This window comes from Vibrio sp. Y2-5, from assembly GCF_014596725.1.
In the GTDB taxonomy this organism is placed as follows: Bacteria; Pseudomonadota; Gammaproteobacteria; order Enterobacterales; family Vibrionaceae; genus Vibrio.
In genome coordinates, this window is sequence record NZ_JACVEG010000006.1 from 192,407 (window position 1) to 210,980 (window position 18,574).

The following is an 18,574-nucleotide window of genomic DNA, read 5'->3' on the forward strand; positions in this document are numbered from 1 at the left end:
TGTCAGGCGCTTTCTCGTCAGTCAGTTATTGCTTGATTATTCTTAGTCTGGGTTGTTCTCTAAGAACTCTTCGACTTTGTCGACCATACTTGGGCTACCAACAAAGAAAGGTACTCGTTGGTGTAGTTCGGTTGGTTTGATATCCAGAATACGATTCTTACCATCAGAGGCGATACCACCAGCCTGCTCCATCAAAAGCGCAATAGGGTTGCACTCGTACAGAAGACGCAGTTTACCGTTAGGGTGGCTTTCGGTACTTGGGTACATATAGATACCACCTTTCAGCAGATTGCGGTGGAAGTCAGCAACCAGAGAACCAATATAGCGTGATGTGTAAGGGCGATTATCTTCAGGTACATTCTCTTGGCAGTACTTGATGTATTTCTTCACGCCAGTTGGGAAACGAATGTAGTTACCTTCATTAATTGAGTAGATCTTACCGTTGTCAGGGATTCGCATATTTTCATGCGACAAACAGAAAGAACCAATCGAAGGGTCGTAAGTAAAGCCATTTACACCGTTACCTGTGGTGTAAACCAGCATGGTTGAAGAACCGTAAATCACATAACCCGCGGCAACTTGTTTGTGGCCCGGCTGTAAGAAGTCTTCTGCTGTTGGCGGAGCGCCGACCGGAGAAATACGACGATAAATGGAGAAAATTGTACCTACGGATACGTTCACATCAATGTTTGACGATCCATCAAGCGGATCCATCAGGACAACGTATTTCGCATTTTTGTTGAGGTCTTTATTAAAGGCTACAGCTTCATCTTCCTCTTCACTGGCTACGCCACAAACTTGGTCACGCGCTTCAAGCGCGGCTTTAAATTTGTCGTTGGCATAAACATCTAGCTTTTGTTGCTCTTCACCTTGCACATTATCCTGACCAGATGCACCTGTGATATCAGCAAGGCCAGCCTTGTTGATCTCTCGGTTTACAATCTTTGCCGCAAGACGAATTGAAGCCAGTAAGGAAGATAGTTCACCACTTGCATGGGGGAAGTCGTGTTGTTTCTCAACAATGAACTCACCAAGGGTGCGCATCTCAGACATGTTATTTCCTTAACACTATATTTTCGGGGGGATTTTTTAGTGGGGCTGTGAAGTGTTCTCTGTTGGAACTTTATTGACACGCGCGCCCGCAATGAGTGTAGGTCTTTTATCTTTTTACGGGTACTGAACTAACTGTTTGATATCTCATTTCTTATGTCGAATTATTACAAATTACATTGCTCTGATCTTCGATGCTCGCTTTTAGGATGCGAATGAGGATAATGGGAGCCAATACAGTAAAGCGTGAAGAGATTAAACTCTATGCATATTCATATCTTAGGCATTTGTGGCACTTTCATGGGTGGCGTTGCGATGTTAGCGCGTCAGTTGGGTCACAAAGTTACCGGTAGCGATGCCAATGTTTATCCGCCGATGAGCACCATGCTCGAGTCGCAAGGGATCGAAATCATTGAAGGTTTTGACACTGCCCAATTTGAACCGCGACCTGATCTGGTGGTGATTGGTAACGCGATGAGTCGTGGTAATCCGTGTGTTGAATATGTACTAAACAACAATTTACGTTATGTATCTGGCCCACAGTGGTTGCAAGAGTTTCTTTTACATGACCGTTGGGTACTTGCTGTTTCGGGAACGCACGGCAAAACGACGACTTCCAGCATGCTGACATGGGTGCTTGAGCACTGTGGCTACAAACCGGGTTTTTTGGTCGGCGGAGTACTGGGTAATTTTGGCATTTCAGCTCGCTTGGGCGAAAGCATGTTTTTTGTCGTAGAAGCCGATGAATATGACAGTGCTTTTTTCGACAAACGTTCTAAGTTTGTTCATTATCATCCTAGAACATTGGTGATGAATAATCTGGAGTTCGATCATGCAGACATCTTCGACAATCTTGAAGCCATAAAGCGTCAATTTCATCATTTGGTGAGAACAGTGCCAGGCAATGGGCGCATCTTCGCACCAGCGCAAGATGAAGCTCTACAAGATGTTTTACAACGTGGTTGTTGGAGTGAAACAGAGTTCAGTGGTGACCATGCTGACTGGCAAGCAGAAAAAATCACTAAAGATGGCTCTCAATTCCATATTGTGTTTAAAAATACACGAGTTGGTACGGTTAAGTGGGATTTAGTGGGCGATCACAACGTCAGCAATGCTCTGATGGCTGTCGCTGCGGCACGTCATGTGGGTGTGACGCCTGATCTGGCTTGTGAAGCCTTGGGGTCTTTTGTTAACACCAAACGCCGTCTAGAGCTAAAAGGCGAAGAAGCTGGTGTTACTGTGTACGACGATTTTGCTCACCACCCAACGGCGATAGAACTGACCTTGGACGGCCTACGTAATAAAGTGGGTGATAAGAAGATCATCGCGGTATTGGAACCTCGTTCAGCGACAATGAAGCTGGGTGTACATAAAGAAACCTTGGCTCAGTCACTTCATGCGGCAGATTCGGTTTATTTGTTCCAGCCTGCCACGATTCCTTGGTCTGTTCAGGATGTGGCTGAGCAGTGTGCACAACCGGCTAAGGTCAGCGATAATATTGATGAATTCGTTGCAATGATCTGTTCTGAAGCGCAAGCCGGCGATCAGATTCTGGTGATGAGTAACGGTGGCTTTAATGGTATTCACGATAAGTTACTCACAGCACTCAAAGCTAAACAGTAGAGTATGAGAACAATATGAACCAAAGCAAAGCGATTACCTTAGCGTGGACGGGGGCATCTGGTGCGCCATATGGACTGCGTCTGCTGCAATGTCTGCTCGCAGCGGATTACACCGTGTATCTATTGATCTCGTCAGCGGCTCGCGTGGTGTTAGCGACAGAGCATGATCTTAAGCTCCCAAGTGGTCCTGATGCAGCGAAAGCGGCATTAGTCGAACATCTGCAGTGCGATGCTGAGAAGTTGATCGTTTGTGGTAAGGAAGATTGGTTCTCTCCAGTTGCGTCAGGATCTGCGGCACCAAAACAGATGATCGTTTGTCCTTGCTCCACAGGCAGTGTGGCCGCTATTGCTCACGGTATGTCTGATAACCTGATTGAGAGAGCAGCTGACGTGGTGATGAAAGAGCGTGGTCAGCTTCTGCTGGTGGTGCGAGAAACGCCATTCTCTACTTTGCATTTGGAGAACATGCATAAGCTTTCACAAATGGGCGTTACGATTATGCCTGCTGCACCGGGATTTTATCATCAGCCTAAATCGATCGATGATCTGATTGATTTCATGGTTGCTCGTATATTGGATCATTTGGGCATTGAGCAAACTCTTGTACCGCGCTGGGGGTATGATCAACGCAGTTAACGTAGATACTCAAACTACTTGGAGTTGCAGGTAGGCGGCAAGTAAGTGAATCCCCATGAACATAGATAAACTATGTTCATGGGGATGAACGAACCCAGCCAACACCGCTGCAGCTTCAAGTAGGAAGAGTATAAGTAGCATCTATTTTCGTTTACATTTACAATCCATTTTACTCACGGGGGGCTAACCATTCACTAGATGAATGGTGCTGAGATCAAGCAGAGCTTGGGACCCGCAGTCCATTATCCTTCTGATAGTGGTATTTACCTGAACCAGATAATGCTGGCGTAGGAATTGAGTTGGGAATGTTATAATCACACACCAGATTATTCCTGTCCTCCCTCAAGCCTGTCAGCTCTGAGGAGAGCGAGCCTTGAACACCAAATTTTCTGCCATTGCTTTGGCAACTGTATCGTTTATTGCAACATCATCTAGTACAGCTTTCGCTGCCGATAACACTCTAACTGTCTATACCTATGACTCATTTGCTGCTGAGTGGGGACCAGGTCCTGCTATTGAGAAAGCATTTGAAGCTCAATGTGGTTGTGATTTGAATTTTGTCGCTCTGGATGACGGTGTGTCTATCTTGAACCGTCTGCGTCTAGAAGGTGACAAAACCAAAGCGGATATCGTGCTGGGTCTTGATAACAACCTTATGGTAGAAGCGAAACAAACCGGTTTGTTGGCACCACACTCAGTTGATACACAGTCTCTTCAAGTACCGAACGGCTGGAGCGACGATACTTTCGTTCCTTACGACTATGGCTATTTTGCTTTTGTTTACAACAAAGAAAAATTAACGAACCCACCAAAGAGCCTCAAAGAACTGGTTGAAAGTCGTGATGATCTGAAAGTTATCTATCAAGATCCACGCACTTCGACACCGGGGCAAGGTCTGTTGCTTTGGATGAAATCTGTCTATGGCGATAAAGCCACTGAGGCATGGAAGAAGTTAGCGAAGAAAACTGTGACTGTGACGAAAGGTTGGTCTGAGTCTTATTCTATGTTCTTGAAAGGCGAGTCTGACCTAGTTCTTTCATACACTACTTCTCCTGCATACCACCTGATTGCTGAAAATGACGCTCGCTTTGCAACGGCTGACTTCTCTGAAGGCCATTATATGCAAGTTGAAGTGGCCGCGAAGGTGAAGACAAGTCAGCATCAAAAACTCGCTGATGAGTTTATGAGCTTTATTCTTAGCAATGATTTTCAGTCTGTGATTCCTACAGGCAACTGGATGTATCCGGTGACAAACATTGAGTTACCAGAAGGTTTTGATACCCTTTCAGTACCGCAAAAGTCTTTAACTTTCACCGCAGACGAAGTGGCGAAAGAGCGTAAAGCTTGGGTTCGTGAATGGCAAAACGCCCTAACTTTTTAACGTCTAAGGTTTAAGTGAGTTTGAACTCTGTACCTAAAATAGGCATTGGGGTCGCGATATTGGTCGCGACCTTTGTCATTTCTGCATTGTGTGCATTACTTCTCCATGCGCCTAGCCTGAATTTTGCTCAGGTCTGGCAGGATCCGTATTACCGTCACGTCACTCAGTTCAGTTTTTATCAGGCCAGTCTCTCGATGTTATTGAGTGTCGGCTTCGCGGTTCCGGTCGCCCATGCGTTATACAGAAGGCGATTTAGGGGCAGAAGCCTGCTGATCAAACTGTTTGCCACAACATTGGTGCTTCCAGTACTTGTGGGCGTATTTGGGCTGTTGGCAATATACGGCAATAGTGGATTGCTGGCGGAGGTACTGAGTTGGTTTGAATTGAACTTGCCTTTTTCTATCTACGGATTGAACGGCATTTTACTGGCACATTTTTTCTTTAACCTTCCTTACGCCAGTCGTTTGTTATTACAAGCATTAGAGTCGATTCCTGAAGAGCAGCATAAGTTGTGTGCGCATTTGGGGATGAGTCACTGGCATAAATTTCGTTGGGTTGAGTGGCCACGAATTCGTCAGCAATTACCCCATGTTTGTGGCTTAGTCTTCATGTTGTGTTTCACCAGTTTTGCCACTGTGATGGCACTTGGGGGCGGGCCAAAATCGACCACTATTGAACTCGCCATCTACCAAGCGATCAAGTTTGATTTCGACCTACAAGCCGGTGCTCTATTGGCGCTATGGCAGATCATTCTTTGCAGCATTTTGTATTTATCGATTCAGAAGCTCGCCAAGCCGATAGCCGTAACGGCGGGCAATGTGGCAACGCATCACGTGGTTAGCCGAGATTCAAACAAGGCACGTTGTTGGGATGGATTCTGGATACTGTTTGTTATTCTACTTGTGGTACCGCCGCTCTTTATGGTGGTGATGAGTGGTATTAACGGGCAGGCTTTTACTGTATTAACCGATAGCAAATTCTGGCATGCGTTTTCTGCATCCATACAGGTGGCGTTGTTGGCTTCTTCGTTTGCTTTGGTTGCAGGGATAGCAATTCTTATCACAACGCGTTTTTGGCGCATCCGATATCAAACCAAAAAAGCGACCACGCTTGAGTTAACCGGAACTATCATTTTGGTTACTCCGGGGCTGGTGGTCAGTACTGGATTATTTTTGTTGCTACGCAGCATTACTGATGCATTCAGCTTTGCATTTTGGGTTGTGGTGGCCGTTAATGCTCTGATGGCTTTGCCTTACGTGTTAAAAACACTGGCTCAACCAATGTTGCATACCGAGCAACAATATCAGTTTCTTTGTGCATCGTTGGGCATTCGCGGCTGGCATCGTATTAGATTGATAGAAGGAAAAGCCTTGAGTAAGCCGATGGCGCATGCTTTTGCAATCAGCTTTTTGCTCTCTATGGGTGATCTCAGCGCGATAGCTTTATTTGGCAGCCAAGATTTCCGAACTCTACCGCTGTATTTATTCCAGCTACTCGGTAGTTATCAAATGGAGTCTGCCGCGGTGGTGTCACTCACGCTGTTGGTGATGAGTGTTGGCTGCTTTGCTGTGATCGAAAAACTCTTTATTGCTCATTCTTCCAGAGGTCGTGAATGTTAGTTTTAGAAAACGTACGTTATGAATATCAAAATGAGTGGTTTGAGTTTTGTTTGAATGTCCCACAAGGCGCGATTGTTTCTTTAATGGGACCAAGTGGCGCAGGCAAATCAACTTTGCTCAGCTTGGTGGCTGGATTCATCGCGCCGAATAGTGGAAATGTGAGTGTTGCAGGCGAGTCACTTCTGGGTAAAGAGCCCTATCAGCGCCCATTCTCAATGTTGTTCCAAGAGCACAACTTGTTTGCCCATTTAACGGTACGAGAAAACATCTCGTTGGGTTTGAATCCAAGCCTGAAGTTAACCGCTCAGCAAAAAGAGCAAGTTGATGTTGCCGCAAAACAGGTAGGGGTTGAGGAGTTTATGAATCGTCTGCCTCAAAGTCTTTCGGGTGGTCAGCGTCAGAGAGTGGCTCTCGCTCGATGTTTTGTACAGTCGCATCCCATCTGGCTGCTTGATGAACCGTTTTCAGCGTTGGATCCTTTGCTACGTGAGGAGATGCTCAGCTTAGTTAAACGCTTAGCAACGGAGCGCAATATTACCGTGGTTATGGTGACTCACCATCTGAGTGATGCGAAAGCGATAGCTTCACATTTTGCATTTCTGGCTGAGGGGCAGGTACAAGTGTTTGGCGAGGTTGATGCGTTGTCATCTTCACATCCTCACCCTTTGCTCAGCGACTTCGTCAGAGCTGGAGAATAATAAAAAGCCTCACACAATAAAAATTGGTGAGGCTTTTTTGATGCAGAAAATTGCGTTACAAAATTGATGCGTCGTTATGCTCTTTCAACACTTGGAAGATTTCACGAGACGCTTTTGGTGGCTTATTCGCTGCTTTCTCTTTCTTCGCTTGGCGAGCAAGTTGGCGTAAGCGTTGGCGATCCATTTCTGGATATAAAACCATTGCGTCGTTAATAGCATCATCACCTTGCTCAACGATACGATCACGCATCTGTTCAAGCTTGTGTAATACCGCTGTATTTTGTGAGTGTTTGTTGCGTAATTTGTCCAGCGCCGCTTGGATTGGCTCAGGATCAATAGTACGCATCATTTTACCGATGTATTGCAGTTGACGACGTCTAGCTTCCATGTTGAAACGTTGCGCATCTTTGACCGCCAGTAGCAGATCTTCAGGCATAGGTATTTTTGATAACTGTGATGATTTCAAACCAACCAGTTCTTCACCAAGCTTTTGCAGCGCAGTCATGTCATTTTTCATTTCGGTTTTACTAACCCAAATGATCTCCTCTTCTTCTTCCCAAGGAGCTTTTTGGTTTTTACGTGCCATTTTCTTCAACTATTGAGGTGTATATGTCAGCTATTTTAGCAAGAATCGTGGGGAGAAAGCGAAATTCTTGTTACTCTATAGCGAAGTAATTATTTCGAAAGCTCAATAGTTGGATGAGATATGGATGTAAAACAGCAAGTCGCTATGCAGCGCACCGAACTTGAAGCCGCAGTTGCGAAAGCGCTAGAGATGGCATCAGCCAGTGCAGATGCAGCTGAAGTTGCCATTACCAAGAGCACTGGTTTAAGTGTTTCTACTCGCATGTGTGAAGTAGAGAATGTTGAATTTAATAGTGATGGTGCTTTAGGTATCACTGTATATCGTGGACAACGTAAAGGTAGCGCCTCAACTTCTGACTTAAGCGAAAAAGCGATTCAGCAGACTGTATTGGCAGCGTTAGATATCGCGAAATACACCTCGGAAGATCCATTCGCTGGACCTGCACCTAAAGAGCTTATGGTAAAAGAGATCCCCGATTTAGATCTGTTTCACCCAAATGCGATTGATCCAGACAGCGCGGCGAAGATTGCAATAGCCGCTGAGCAAGCTGCACTGAATGTTAGCGACAGAATTAAGCAAAGTGATGGCGCAAGTTATGACAGCCATTACGGCGTTAAAGTGTACGGAAACAGTCATGGCCTACTGGGTAGTTATGCGTCCAGTCGTCACAGCATTAGTTGTTGTGTGATTGGTGAAGGTAAAAATGGTGAGATGGAACGCGATTACAGCTACACCGTAGCTCGTCATTGCGATGATTTGTGGTCACCAGAAGTCGTGGGTAAAGACGCGGCTGAGAAAACCGTAAGCCGACTTGATGCGCAGAAATTGCAAACAGGCAAGTTCCCTGTGATGTTTGCAGCCGACGTGGCTACGGGGCTACTTGGTCACTTAGTAATGGCAATCAGCGGTGGCAATCTATACCGTAAGTCATCATTCTTACTTGATCACTTAGGTAAGCAAATTCTTCCTAGCTGGTTTAATGTGTCTGAACGCCCTCATATTCTGCGAGGCCTTGCATCAAGCCCGTTCGACAGTGAAGGTGTGAGAACCGTTGATACAGAAATCATCACTGATGGTGTCCTTTCAACTTATCTTCTTACCAGCTACGCAGCGAGAAAAATGGGAATGACACCAACAGGTCATGCTGGTGGCATTCACAACTGCTTTGTGAAATCGACAGGGCAGAATTTTGAACAAATGCTGAAAGAGCTTGGTACTGGTCTGCTAGTGACAGAAGTTATGGGACAAGGCGTGAATGTTGTCACAGGCGACTATTCTCGTGGAGCGGCTGGTTTCTGGGTTGAAAACGGTGTGCTGCAATATCCGGTATCGGAAATCACTATCGCTGGTAATCTGAAAGATATGTTCAGTCAAATCGTCGCTGTGGGTAGCGATGTAGAAACGCGTTCACAAATTCAGACGGGTTCTATTTTGCTTGAGTCGATGAAAGTAGCAGGCGAGTAAATTGAGAGAACAAAAAAGCGCTGATGAAATTTCAGCGCTTTTTTTATGTTTGTTTTTCAGATAAACAGACTTTTCAGATAAAAAGGGTGGCTAAACCTAAAAATACCGATAAGCCAACCACATCAGTAATGGTGGTGAGTGCCATACCGCCAGCCAGTGCTGGGTCGATGTTCATTTTCTTCAGTATGACCGGAATCATTACGCCTGCGACGCCAGCTACAAAAAGGTTGGTCATCATGGCTGCGGAAATTATGCCACCTAACATCCATTCACCTTTCCAAGCGACCACGATTGCACCGATGATCAGCGCCCAAAGAATACCGTTTAGAAATCCGATAGAGGCTTCTTTGAGTAACAACTCGCGTTTGTTACTATCACCGATGTGACCTAAAGCTAAGCCACGAATGACCAGTGCGACAGTCTGGTTACCGGCCACACCACCCATCGATGGCACAATGGTCATCAACACGGCAATTGCCGCCATTTGGTCCAGAGTGGCTTCAAACATGTTTGATACAGAAGCGGCCGCTAATGCTGCCAGTACGTTTGCACCGAGCCAGATGCTGCGTTTACGCGCGGATTGAACAACCGGGGCGAAGGTATCTTCGTCGTCATCCATACCCGCCATACTCATCATCGAGTGCTCTGCATCTTCACGGATAACGTCAACCACGTCATCGATGGTGATACGGCCAACTAGATGCTGATTTTCATCCACCACAGGGGCAGAAACCCAGTTACGGCGTTCAAACAGACTAGCTACGTCTGAGTCTTTGGCATCGACCTTAATCGCTTCGTCTGCGTCTTCCATGATGTCGCTGACAGAGACATCCACCTGAGCGGTGATCAGTGCTGTTAACGATAGATGACCAATCAGACGGCTTTCCGCGTCGATAACATAAAGAGCATCGGTGGCTTCTGGTAGCTCGCCTTTCATTCTCAGGTAACGCAATACAACATCGACATCAACATCACCACGGATGGTGATAACGTCGGTGTTCATCAAGCCGCCAGCGGTATCTTCTGGGTAGGATAGCGCCGTTTCTACACGCAGACGATCTGCGGAGTCCATCTGATCGAGAACTTCACGAGAGAGATCGTCAGGTAAGCTACGAAGAACGTAGGCCACATCATCGGTGTCCATACCTTCGGTAGCTTCTGCCAGCTTCTCCGGTGCCATTTTCGAAACGAGGGCATCTTTGACGTCTTCGTTTAGTTCATCAAGAATTTCACCGTAATCTTCAGGGTCGGTCAGTTGCCACAGTACGTAACGTGCTTTGCGAGGCGAGGCTTCAAGTAGATGTGCAATGTCTTCCGGTTCCATGTCCTGTAATTGTCTACGGACATGAACGAAGCGACCATTTTCTAATGCTTCTGTGATTTCTTGGAGGGTGTTATGTGCTTGGTCAAACTCGATTTGCTCGGCCATGGCTTCCTCCTCGTGAATGAATATTTACAATGCGCAGCATAGTAACTTAATTCTATGTCTTATTTAATAGTAACTTGCTGGCAAAGATTAATTATTTGTTTCTCCATAACTCGACGCTGACATTGGACGGCGCAATTCTATTCGCCGTGCGCATAGAGTTATTTTCACTTATCGATTTCTTCGGTAAATATTCCTGAGCATGCGCAGGTAATATTCATTGTGGCGTGTTATTCGTCTTCGTCGAATTTATCTTCAATTAGATGACAAACTGCATCAAGTGCTTGTTCTGCTTGGGAGCCTTCGGCTGAAATGGTGACGTTCTGTCCTTGCGCTGATTCTAGCATTAGTAGCCCCATCACACTGTCTGCCGTTGCCTCTTTGCCTTCTTGGCTTTGAATGGTAAGGATCGCGTCAAAGGATTGTGCTAGCTCCACTAGCTTTACTGCCGCTCGAGCGTGTAAACCAAGGCGATTCTGGATAAGAACAGTACGACTAGATTGCGGCATAGGGCATCCTCTATGAGTGATTTTTTTCCAGTGAAGTATGGCGGATTTGTACTTGATGCCCCAACAGAGAGAAGTACTCCCCAAGTTGTTGCGTCAAATAAACTGAGCGGTGTTTGCCACCGGTACAACCAATGGCAATGGTTAAATAACTGCGGTTATTTTTCTCTAGCATTGGAAGCCATTGTTCAAAGAAGTGCTGAATCTGTTGTTTCAGTTCTATCACTTCACTGTGGCTCTCTAAAAATGATTTAATCGGCGCATCTAACCCTGTAAGAGGGCGAAGCTCCGGTTGCCAATGAGGGTTCGGTAAAAAGCGAACATCAAATACGTAATCGGCATCACTCGGTAGGCCGTATTTAAAGCCAAAAGACTCAAATACCATCACGAGGTCTTTACGCTCTCGGCCTTCGATACGCATTCTCACTGTTTCACTCAGATCGTGCAGCGACTTCCCAGTACTGTCTAGCAGCAGGTCCGCTTGTTCTTTCAGAGGCTCCAACAAACGTTTTTCAAGCTCAATAGCTTGTTCCAATGTTGGTTTTTTGTCACTGAGTGAAAGAGGGTGGATACGACGCGTTTCACTATAGCGTTTGAGCAAAGTTTCTTTACTGGCGTCTAGAAACAGTACACTCACATCGTTGTTTTGCTTAAGTTGGTGAAGGATATCTTCAACTAAGGTCGGTTCTTTTGGCAGGTTACGAATGTCGATGCTGACGGCAACGTTTTGTTTACTGCCTTGTACTGATTGGATAAATGAGTCCAACAGCACCACTGGCAGGTTATCAACACAGTAATAACCTAAATCTTCCAGAACTCTTAACGCAACGCTTTTGCCTGCGCCAGATTGACCACTAACAACGATTAAACGCATAAGGCATACCTTAGTGTGGTTATTGAACCATTGGTGGCTGAACCATTATGTTGTACAGCTCTTCGTCGCTTTGAGCGTTACGAAGCTGTTTTAACGTTTGTTTGTCGTTCAAGCGTTCCGCCATGCAAGAAAGGGTTTTTAAATGCTCTTTGCATTGTTCTTCAGGAACAAGCAGTGCAAATAGAAGGTCAACAGGACGGTTATCGATAGAATCAAATTCGATAGGTTCTTCACATTGGAGTAATACCGCCACAGCGTTATCACTAGATGCCATTCGGGCGTGTGGGATGGCTATGCCATTACCAATACCGGTACTGCCCATCTTTTCACGGCTGAGCATGCATTCGAATAGTTCAGTTGCATTTTGTCCGGTGTATTCTGCAGCGATTTCGCTGATGATTTCGAGGGCTCTTTTTTTACTAGAGCATTGAACTGCACTTTTAGTGCAGTTCAATGAAAGTACTTCGCTTAATTGCATGATTAATGGCTACTTAGCTTTTCTTTATGCTTGTTGAGTTGTCTAACGAGTTTATCCACTAGGCCATCTATCGCTGCGTACATGTTATCGTTATCCGCAGTGGCGTGGATCTCCCCTTGATTTACGTGGAGCGTAGCTTCGGCGATCTGGTGTAATTTTTCAACACGTAAAATCACTTGAATGCTGTTTATATGATCAAAAAAGCGTTCTAGTTTATCGAATTTGGAGTGAACATAGTCTTGCATTGAATCGGTAAGATCAATGTGATGGCCTTGGATATTGATTTGCATAGACTTTCCTTCTCTGTTTGGCCTTAAAGTAGGCGTTTACGCTGACTAGAGGGGGCAATCCCTAATGATTCACGGTATTTCGCAATCGTTCGTCTTGCGACCTGAATCCCCTGATCAGCAAGTAGAGCCGCGATTTTACTGTCACTTAACGGTTTTGCTGGGGTTTCCGCAGCAACCAGTTTCTTGATCAGTGCACGAATCGCGGTAGATGAACATTCTCCACCATTGTCAGTGCTGACGTGACTAGAGAAAAAGTACTTCAGTTCAAATATACCTCGTGGGGTATGCATATATTTCTGTGTCGTAACACGAGAAATGGTTGATTCATGCATTTCCACGGCTAAAGCGACGTCATTTAAGACCATCGGCTTCATGGCTTCTTCGCCATATTCAAAGAAATCACGCTGGTGTTCAACTATGCATTTGGCAACTTTGAGCAAAGTCTCGTTTCGACTTTCTAAGCTTTTGATTAACCATTTTGCCTCTTGCAAATTGGTGCGGATATAATTGCTGTCAGCACTGTTACCGCGACCAAGGTTTGCGTACTGCTGGTTCACTTTCAATTTTGGAACGCTGTCTGGATTGATGGTGACAATCCATTTGCCATGCTCTTTGTACACGGAAACATCAGGAATGACGTACTCTGCGTGCTCTGAGGCAATGCGGCTACCTGGTCGTGGATCCAACTGCTGAATCAGTTGAAGCACTTCGCGTAAATCCTCTTCTTTGAGTTTAGTCTCTTTCAATATGAGTTTGTAATCGCGATTACCAAGTTGATCGATATGATTAGCCAATATTTGTTTAGCGCTGTCTAACCAAGGAGTATCTTCAGGGTAGGTTGCCAATTGTAAGAGTAGGCAATCTTGGAGGTTTAGAGAAGCAACGCCGAGCGGATCAAACTGTTGAATGCGCTTTCGTACCGCTTCAATTTCGTCTAGTTCGATTTCTTCGCTGTGGAAATTCTCTTGGATATCTTCTAAAGAAACGGTGAGATAACCGTAGTCGTCAATCGCATCGATTAACGCGAGAGCAATTGAGTGGTCATTTTCGCTGAAGGGGGTAAGGTCGAGCTGCCACAAAAGATAGTCTTGCAACGTTTGTGTCGTTTCGCCTTGGTACACAGGCATATCATCATCCAATGCGATACCAGTGCTACCAGTATTCGCGCTGTAAACATCGTCCCAAGTCGTGTCTATTTCCAATTCAGCGCTGATTTCGGATTTTTCAATCAGTTCCGAACTATCTTGAGGTTCAATCTCTAAGATTTCGGCACTGTTGTCTTTTTCCTCATGACCATTCGTCAAGCTTTCAACTGATGACTGTTCATCTCCGGGTTCTTCAACATCCAATAGGGGATTAGAATCCAACGCTTCTTGAATCTCTTGTTGCAGATCGAGTGTTGACAGTTGCAATAAGCGAATGGCTTGTTGCAACTGTGGTGTCATAGCTAACTGTTGGCCTAACTTAAGCTGTAATGAGGGTTTCATTCAGTAACGACTACCTTGTTGTTAGAATTGCCCATGATATTAATCATAGACGGAATTGTTCACCGAGATATACCTGCTTAACTTGTTCGTTGTTCAGCACTTCTTGCGGTGTTCCTTCGGCGATGAGCTGTCCTTGGCTTACAATATAAGCCTTTTCACATACATCAAGTGTTTCTCGAACGTTGTGGTCAGTGATCAGGACACCCAGCCCTCGATCTCTTAAGTGTTCAATGATTTTTTTAATGTCGATAACAGAAATAGGGTCAACACCGGCGAAAGGTTCATCCAGCAAAATGAATTGTGGATTCGCTGCCAAAGCACGGGCAATTTCAACACGACGGCGTTCACCACCAGACAGTGCCATACCAGCGCTGCTTCGGATATGCTGGATATGGAATTCGTCGAGCAGATCTTCAAGTTTGTCTTGACGCTCTTCTCGGCTCAATTCTTCACGTGTTTGTAATACGGCCATGATGTTATCTTCCACTGACAGTTTGCGGAAGATGGACGCTTCTTGTGGCAAATAGCCAATACCCATACGGGAGCGACTGTGCATTGGCAAAATACTGATGTCTTTATCATCAATACTGATGGTACCTTCGTCACGCGCTACCAAGCCGACAATCATGTAGAAAGAGGTGGTTTTACCCGCACCGTTTGGTCCAAGTAACCCAACAATTTGGCCTGATTCTACTTCTAGGCTTACGTCAGAAACGACTTTTCGTTTTTTGTAGCTTTTCGCTAAATGTTCTGCTTTTAGGATCGCCATAGTTATTCTTTTGGTGCCGCTTGTGGCTGAAGAACAGTGGATACTCGACCACCGCCATTGCCGTCAGCAATAAGTTTTTGCGATGAAATTTGGTAGCGAATTTTGTTACCACGAATTTCACTGTCGTCTTGGGACAGCAGCGCTTTATCTACCATGGTCAACTCATCGGCAGCCATTTTGTAATACAGTTCTTTTGCTTCACCGTACAGCGTTTTGCCATCGTCGGTCAGCTGAGAAAAAGTAGCTACATCACCATAGCCTTCTATTTCTTCAATCTGTCCGGTTTTTGCATCACGAATGACGATCAACTTATCAGCGTTGATATTTATGCTGCCCTGTTTCAGCTTTACATCACCAAGGAAAGTAACTCGGTTACTTTTCATATCTAACTGTTGGCTGTCAGAGTCAATGTACACAGGTTGCTGGCTATCGGTCGATAGAGCCAGAGCCTGACCAGAAGTCAGTAAGCAAGCAATAAGACTAAGGTGTGAGAGTTTCATATCTACCTTGTACATGGTTATAAAGAACAGCCGAATGGTCACCAAAGTTACCTTTCATCGCCTGTCCATTTGTTTCAAATTGCGGGCCGTTTAAATCTACGGGATTATCAGCCCAAAAATCACGGTTCTTTAGATGAATGCTCATTCTTGTGGTCGTGAGCTTATCAAAACCAGAATCGTCGAGTAAATTCTTCACAATAACATCATCATACAGCGTTAAGACGTTATCTTTAGCTAAAATACCGCGCTTTGCTGTGATCTCCCACTCTTGATTGGTTCCTTCGCGATAGATTTTTAATATCGGAGTATCAAAAATGGTATTGCCACTCTTGGCATAGTGATCCAAATGTGTAGACGTGATCACATAACTTCTCACGCCACTCTCGTTGTAAGAGACGTTATCTAAATTGATTCCACTAAACATTGGTAGTTCCATATTCGGAGCTACTTGGAGATCAGCGGATTGCTCTTTGTCGAACAGGTAATAAGCAGACCATGAAGCGACAAATAGAAGTATCGTATAAAGAATACGAGACAAACTCATATACTTAAGCCTTTATGAACGTCCAACTCGTTACGTGCTTGCAGAATCAAATCACACACTTCACGTACTGCGCCACGTCCACCATTGATTGTTGTTACATAGTTAGCGCGTTTGGCAAGCAGTGGATGCCCATCTGCGACACAAACTTTCAGCGCTACTTTTTCCATGACTGGCCAATCGATTAAGTCATCACCAATATAGCCTGTATGTTGCGGTTCGATAGCTAATTTTTGGCAAATATCGTTGTAGGCTTTCACTTTATCATCTTGGCCTTGATAAATAAGTTTTATACCAAGTGCGTTCATGCGGTTTTCAACGATTTTAGATTGGCGACCTGTAATGATGGCGACTTCAATCCCCGCATTCATAAGTGATTTTACGCCATAGCCGTCACGGGTGTGGAAGGTCTTCAATTCTTCGCCGTCATTTCCCATGTAGACTAATCCATCGGAAAACACACCATCGACATCGCAAATTAGCAGTTTTATCTCTTTTGCGATAGCCAGAATAGAAGCGTCAACATCGCCATACAGAGTTTCAACCGTCTGAGACATTACATCACTCCCGCTTTCAGCAAGTCATGCATGTTTAGTGCACCCACTACTTTACCGTTTTCTACCAGCATTAAGCCGTTAATGCGTTTTTCCTGCATCAGGTTTAAACCTTCAACAGCCAGCAAGTTTGGTGAAGCGACAGTCGGGTTCTTCGTCATCACTTCACTGATGGTCGCAGTATGAATATCAATGCGTTTATCGAGGATTCGACGTAAATCGCCATCCGTAAATATACCGATCAGATGATCGTCTTCATCGGTTACCGCGGTCATACCTAAGCCTTTCTGGCTGATTTCTAACAGTGCTTCTCTGACTAATGCTGTCGGTTTTACTTTTGGCAGAGCGTCACCGAAATGCATGATATCGGCCAGTTTCATGAGAAGTTTACGACCTAAGGCACCACCTGGATGAGAAAGAGCAAAGTCTTCCGCAGTAAATCCGCGAGCTTGCAGTAGTGCGACAGCTAAAGCATCACCCATCACCAACGTTGCTGTGGTACTTGATGTTGGCGCTAAACCAAGAGGGCAAGCTTCTTTCGGTACCGTGATTTGTAAATGGATATCTGACAGTTTTGCCATGTTTGACTGAGGGTTACCAGTCATACTGATAATGCGATTGTTTAAACGTTTCAGTACTGGAAACAAGGAGAGAATTTCAGCTGACTCTCCAGAGTTTGATATCGCTAAAACGATGTCACCATGTTCGATCATACCCAAATCGCCGTGAGAAGCTTCACCAGGATGAACAAAGAATGCTGAAGTGCCAGTACTGGCCAGTGTCGCCGCTATTTTTTTACCAATATGGCCGGATTTACCAATACCCATAACCACAACTTTGCCATTTTTGTTGTCCAGCATCATTTCACAGGCGCGGACAAAGTCGTCATTGATGTATTGGTCTAGCTGCTGTAATGCTTCGATTTCCGTTGTCAGCACTTGCTGAGCAACACTGCGGTAGTCAAAGTTATTAGACATATTATGCTCCAATTACGCTGCCATATTCATAAATAGATAAGTTTGGTACGCCAAAAAGGTGATACAAAGAATTGCACCTTCAATGCGATTTATGCTGCGAGATTTGCCTAACGCCATCACTACTAGCAGGAGAGAGACGCCAAGCATGACCCAAAAGTCTCGTCCCATCGCGTGTTCACTCAGAACGGAAGGGTTCAAAATACCCGGAATCCCCATTACCGCTAAGATATTGAATACGTTTGAACCGACAATATTACCCACCGCCATATCGTCTTCACCTTTAAGAACGCCGGCTACAGAAGCGGCAAGTTCAGGAAGACTGGTGCCGACGGCGATAATCGTCAAGCCGATCACAAGATCGCTCATTCCAAAATATTTAGCGATAATAACAGCATTGTCGACAAGTAAACCCGCCGAGACAGGCAGTAAAATCAAACCAATCGCGATCCACATGGCTGCTTTAGGATTGCTTACGCCATCGGGAACTTCAGACTCTTGTTCTTTTAGTAGAGTATCGCCATTTGTCTGTTCGTTACGGCTAATTTTTAGCATTGCGAGGATAAATACACCGAACAGAACGAACAGCAATACGCCCTCATAAAATCCTAGGTGGTTGTTCCACATGATCGCACCCGCCAACAGAGTAACGGCGATCATCAAAGGAAATTCTCGGCGAAGCACTGGAGAGCTGATAGCAAGAGGTTTAATCAATGCTGTAATACCCAAAATCAGGGCGATGTTCGCAATGTTGGAACCCAGGACGTTACCCACAGCCGTATCTGTTTTTCCATCGAGTGCCGCTGTCGCTGAAACCATCATTTCTGGAGCAGAAGAGCCCATGGCCAGAATTGTCATACCGATGACCAGTGGTGAGATTCCGAAGTTGCGCGCTAAAGCTGCAGAACCGAAGACAAGTTTATCGGCACTCCAAACTAAAATAATTAGACCTACAATTAGAAACGCAACTGCTTCGATCATGGTGATTCCTATACTTAATCAGCGACTAAAATGTTTAACCGCCGATTTTGACGCTTTGATAGGGAAAAGGGAAGTCGAAGTTCTAATTTATTGTTCTTCGTCTTGGGCAAATTTGTATACAAATGTAGAGGTAATGAA

General features: G+C 45.1%; 20 protein-coding genes. 6 read left to right on the forward strand and 14 right to left on the reverse strand.

The genetic code is table 11. From position 1 onward, the window contains the following. Positions 1-42 precede the first annotated feature (42 nt). Positions 43-1,053: a class 1 fructose-bisphosphatase gene (gene fbp, locus HUO09_RS15580; RefSeq protein WP_188234513.1), complete on the reverse strand. Its 1,011-nt coding sequence runs from the start codon at positions 1,051-1,053 to the stop codon at positions 43-45. Positions 1,054-1,314: 261 nt separating this feature from the next. On the opposite strand from fbp, the gene mpl reads away from it, so the two are divergent. The 5 genes from mpl to thiQ all read left to right on the forward strand — a co-directional run bounded on the left by mpl (position 1,315) and on the right by thiQ (position 7,006). Next, a complete protein-coding gene (gene mpl, locus HUO09_RS15585; protein ID WP_188234514.1) occupies positions 1,315-2,673 on the forward strand; it encodes a UDP-N-acetylmuramate:L-alanyl-gamma-D-glutamyl-meso-diaminopimelate ligase in 1,359 nt (452 codons plus the stop codon). 14 nt (positions 2,674-2,687) lie between these two features. Then, a complete protein-coding gene (locus HUO09_RS15590; RefSeq protein WP_167411881.1) occupies positions 2,688-3,308 on the forward strand; it encodes a flavin prenyltransferase UbiX in 621 nt (206 codons plus the stop codon). A 373-nt stretch (positions 3,309-3,681) separates the two neighbouring features. Beyond that, positions 3,682-4,689, forward strand: a complete 1,008-nt coding sequence (gene thiB, locus HUO09_RS15595) for a thiamine ABC transporter substrate binding subunit (protein WP_167411880.1) — start codon at positions 3,682-3,684, stop codon at positions 4,687-4,689. 20 nt (positions 4,690-4,709) lie between these two features. Beyond that, on the forward strand, positions 4,710-6,308 hold the full coding sequence (gene thiP / locus HUO09_RS15600; RefSeq protein WP_188234515.1) for a thiamine/thiamine pyrophosphate ABC transporter permease ThiP: 1,599 nt from the start codon (positions 4,710-4,712) through the stop codon (positions 6,306-6,308). Continuing rightward, a complete protein-coding gene (gene thiQ / locus HUO09_RS15605) occupies positions 6,302-7,006 on the forward strand; it encodes a thiamine ABC transporter ATP-binding protein (protein ID WP_188234516.1) in 705 nt (234 codons plus the stop codon). Before thiP ends, thiQ begins: the two co-directional genes overlap by 7 nt. Positions 7,007-7,061: 55 nt before the next feature. Here thiQ and yjgA read toward each other — a convergent pair whose 3' ends face one another. Beyond that, positions 7,062-7,592 (reverse strand): ribosome biogenesis factor YjgA, encoded by a 531-nt coding sequence (gene yjgA, locus HUO09_RS15610; protein WP_167411877.1) that lies wholly within the window; start codon positions 7,590-7,592, stop codon positions 7,062-7,064. Between the two features lie 120 nt (positions 7,593-7,712). Here yjgA and pmbA point away from each other — a divergent pair, with 120 nt between their 5' ends. Continuing rightward, positions 7,713-9,056: a metalloprotease PmbA gene (gene pmbA, locus HUO09_RS15615; protein ID WP_188234517.1), complete on the forward strand. Its 1,344-nt coding sequence runs from the start codon at positions 7,713-7,715 to the stop codon at positions 9,054-9,056. 73 nt (positions 9,057-9,129) lie between these two features. Here the strand turns inward: pmbA and mgtE are convergent, their stop codons facing one another. The 12 genes from mgtE to HUO09_RS15675 all read right to left on the reverse strand — a co-directional run bounded on the left by mgtE (position 9,130) and on the right by HUO09_RS15675 (position 18,436). Next, positions 9,130-10,485 carry a magnesium transporter gene (gene mgtE / locus HUO09_RS15620; RefSeq protein ID WP_188234518.1) on the reverse strand — a complete coding sequence of 452 codons (1,356 nt, stop codon included), beginning with the start codon at positions 10,483-10,485 and terminating at the stop codon, positions 9,130-9,132. Positions 10,486-10,712: 227 nt separating this feature from the next. Continuing rightward, positions 10,713-10,991 carry an HPr family phosphocarrier protein gene (locus HUO09_RS15625; protein ID WP_042485320.1) on the reverse strand — a complete coding sequence of 93 codons (279 nt, stop codon included), beginning with the start codon at positions 10,989-10,991 and terminating at the stop codon, positions 10,713-10,715. A 10-nt stretch (positions 10,992-11,001) separates the two neighbouring features. Further along, positions 11,002-11,862, reverse strand: a complete 861-nt coding sequence (gene rapZ, locus HUO09_RS15630; RefSeq protein ID WP_167411874.1) for an RNase adapter RapZ — start codon at positions 11,860-11,862, stop codon at positions 11,002-11,004. A 19-nt stretch (positions 11,863-11,881) separates the two neighbouring features. After that, entirely contained in the window at positions 11,882-12,340 is a 459-nt protein-coding gene (gene ptsN / locus HUO09_RS15635) for a PTS IIA-like nitrogen regulatory protein PtsN (protein WP_188234519.1), read from the reverse strand. 2 nt (positions 12,341-12,342) lie between these two features. Beyond that, entirely contained in the window at positions 12,343-12,630 is a 288-nt protein-coding gene (hpf, locus tag HUO09_RS15640) for a ribosome hibernation promoting factor (protein ID WP_167411872.1), read from the reverse strand. A 23-nt stretch (positions 12,631-12,653) separates the two neighbouring features. Next, a complete protein-coding gene (locus HUO09_RS15645; protein ID WP_167411871.1) occupies positions 12,654-14,117 on the reverse strand; it encodes an RNA polymerase factor sigma-54 in 1,464 nt (487 codons plus the stop codon). A gap of 43 nt (positions 14,118-14,160) precedes the next feature. After that, a complete protein-coding gene (gene lptB / locus HUO09_RS15650) occupies positions 14,161-14,886 on the reverse strand; it encodes an LPS export ABC transporter ATP-binding protein (RefSeq protein ID WP_167411870.1) in 726 nt (241 codons plus the stop codon). A 2-nt stretch (positions 14,887-14,888) separates the two neighbouring features. Then, on the reverse strand, positions 14,889-15,386 hold the full coding sequence (gene lptA, locus HUO09_RS15655) for a lipopolysaccharide transport periplasmic protein LptA (protein ID WP_042485338.1): 498 nt from the start codon (positions 15,384-15,386) through the stop codon (positions 14,889-14,891). Further along, entirely contained in the window at positions 15,367-15,930 is a 564-nt protein-coding gene (gene lptC / locus HUO09_RS15660) for an LPS export ABC transporter periplasmic protein LptC (protein WP_167411868.1), read from the reverse strand. Before lptC ends, lptA begins: the two co-directional genes overlap by 20 nt. After that, positions 15,927-16,484 carry a 3-deoxy-manno-octulosonate-8-phosphatase KdsC gene (gene kdsC / locus HUO09_RS15665; protein WP_167411867.1) on the reverse strand — a complete coding sequence of 186 codons (558 nt, stop codon included), beginning with the start codon at positions 16,482-16,484 and terminating at the stop codon, positions 15,927-15,929. Before kdsC ends, lptC begins: the two co-directional genes overlap by 4 nt. Continuing rightward, on the reverse strand, positions 16,484-17,458 hold the full coding sequence (kdsD, locus tag HUO09_RS15670) for an arabinose-5-phosphate isomerase KdsD (protein ID WP_188234520.1): 975 nt from the start codon (positions 17,456-17,458) through the stop codon (positions 16,484-16,486). The genes kdsC and kdsD overlap by 1 nt, the downstream gene beginning before the upstream one ends. A gap of 12 nt (positions 17,459-17,470) precedes the next feature. Then, entirely contained in the window at positions 17,471-18,436 is a 966-nt protein-coding gene (locus HUO09_RS15675; protein WP_188234521.1) for a calcium/sodium antiporter, read from the reverse strand. Between the last annotated feature and the right edge of the window lie 138 nt (positions 18,437-18,574).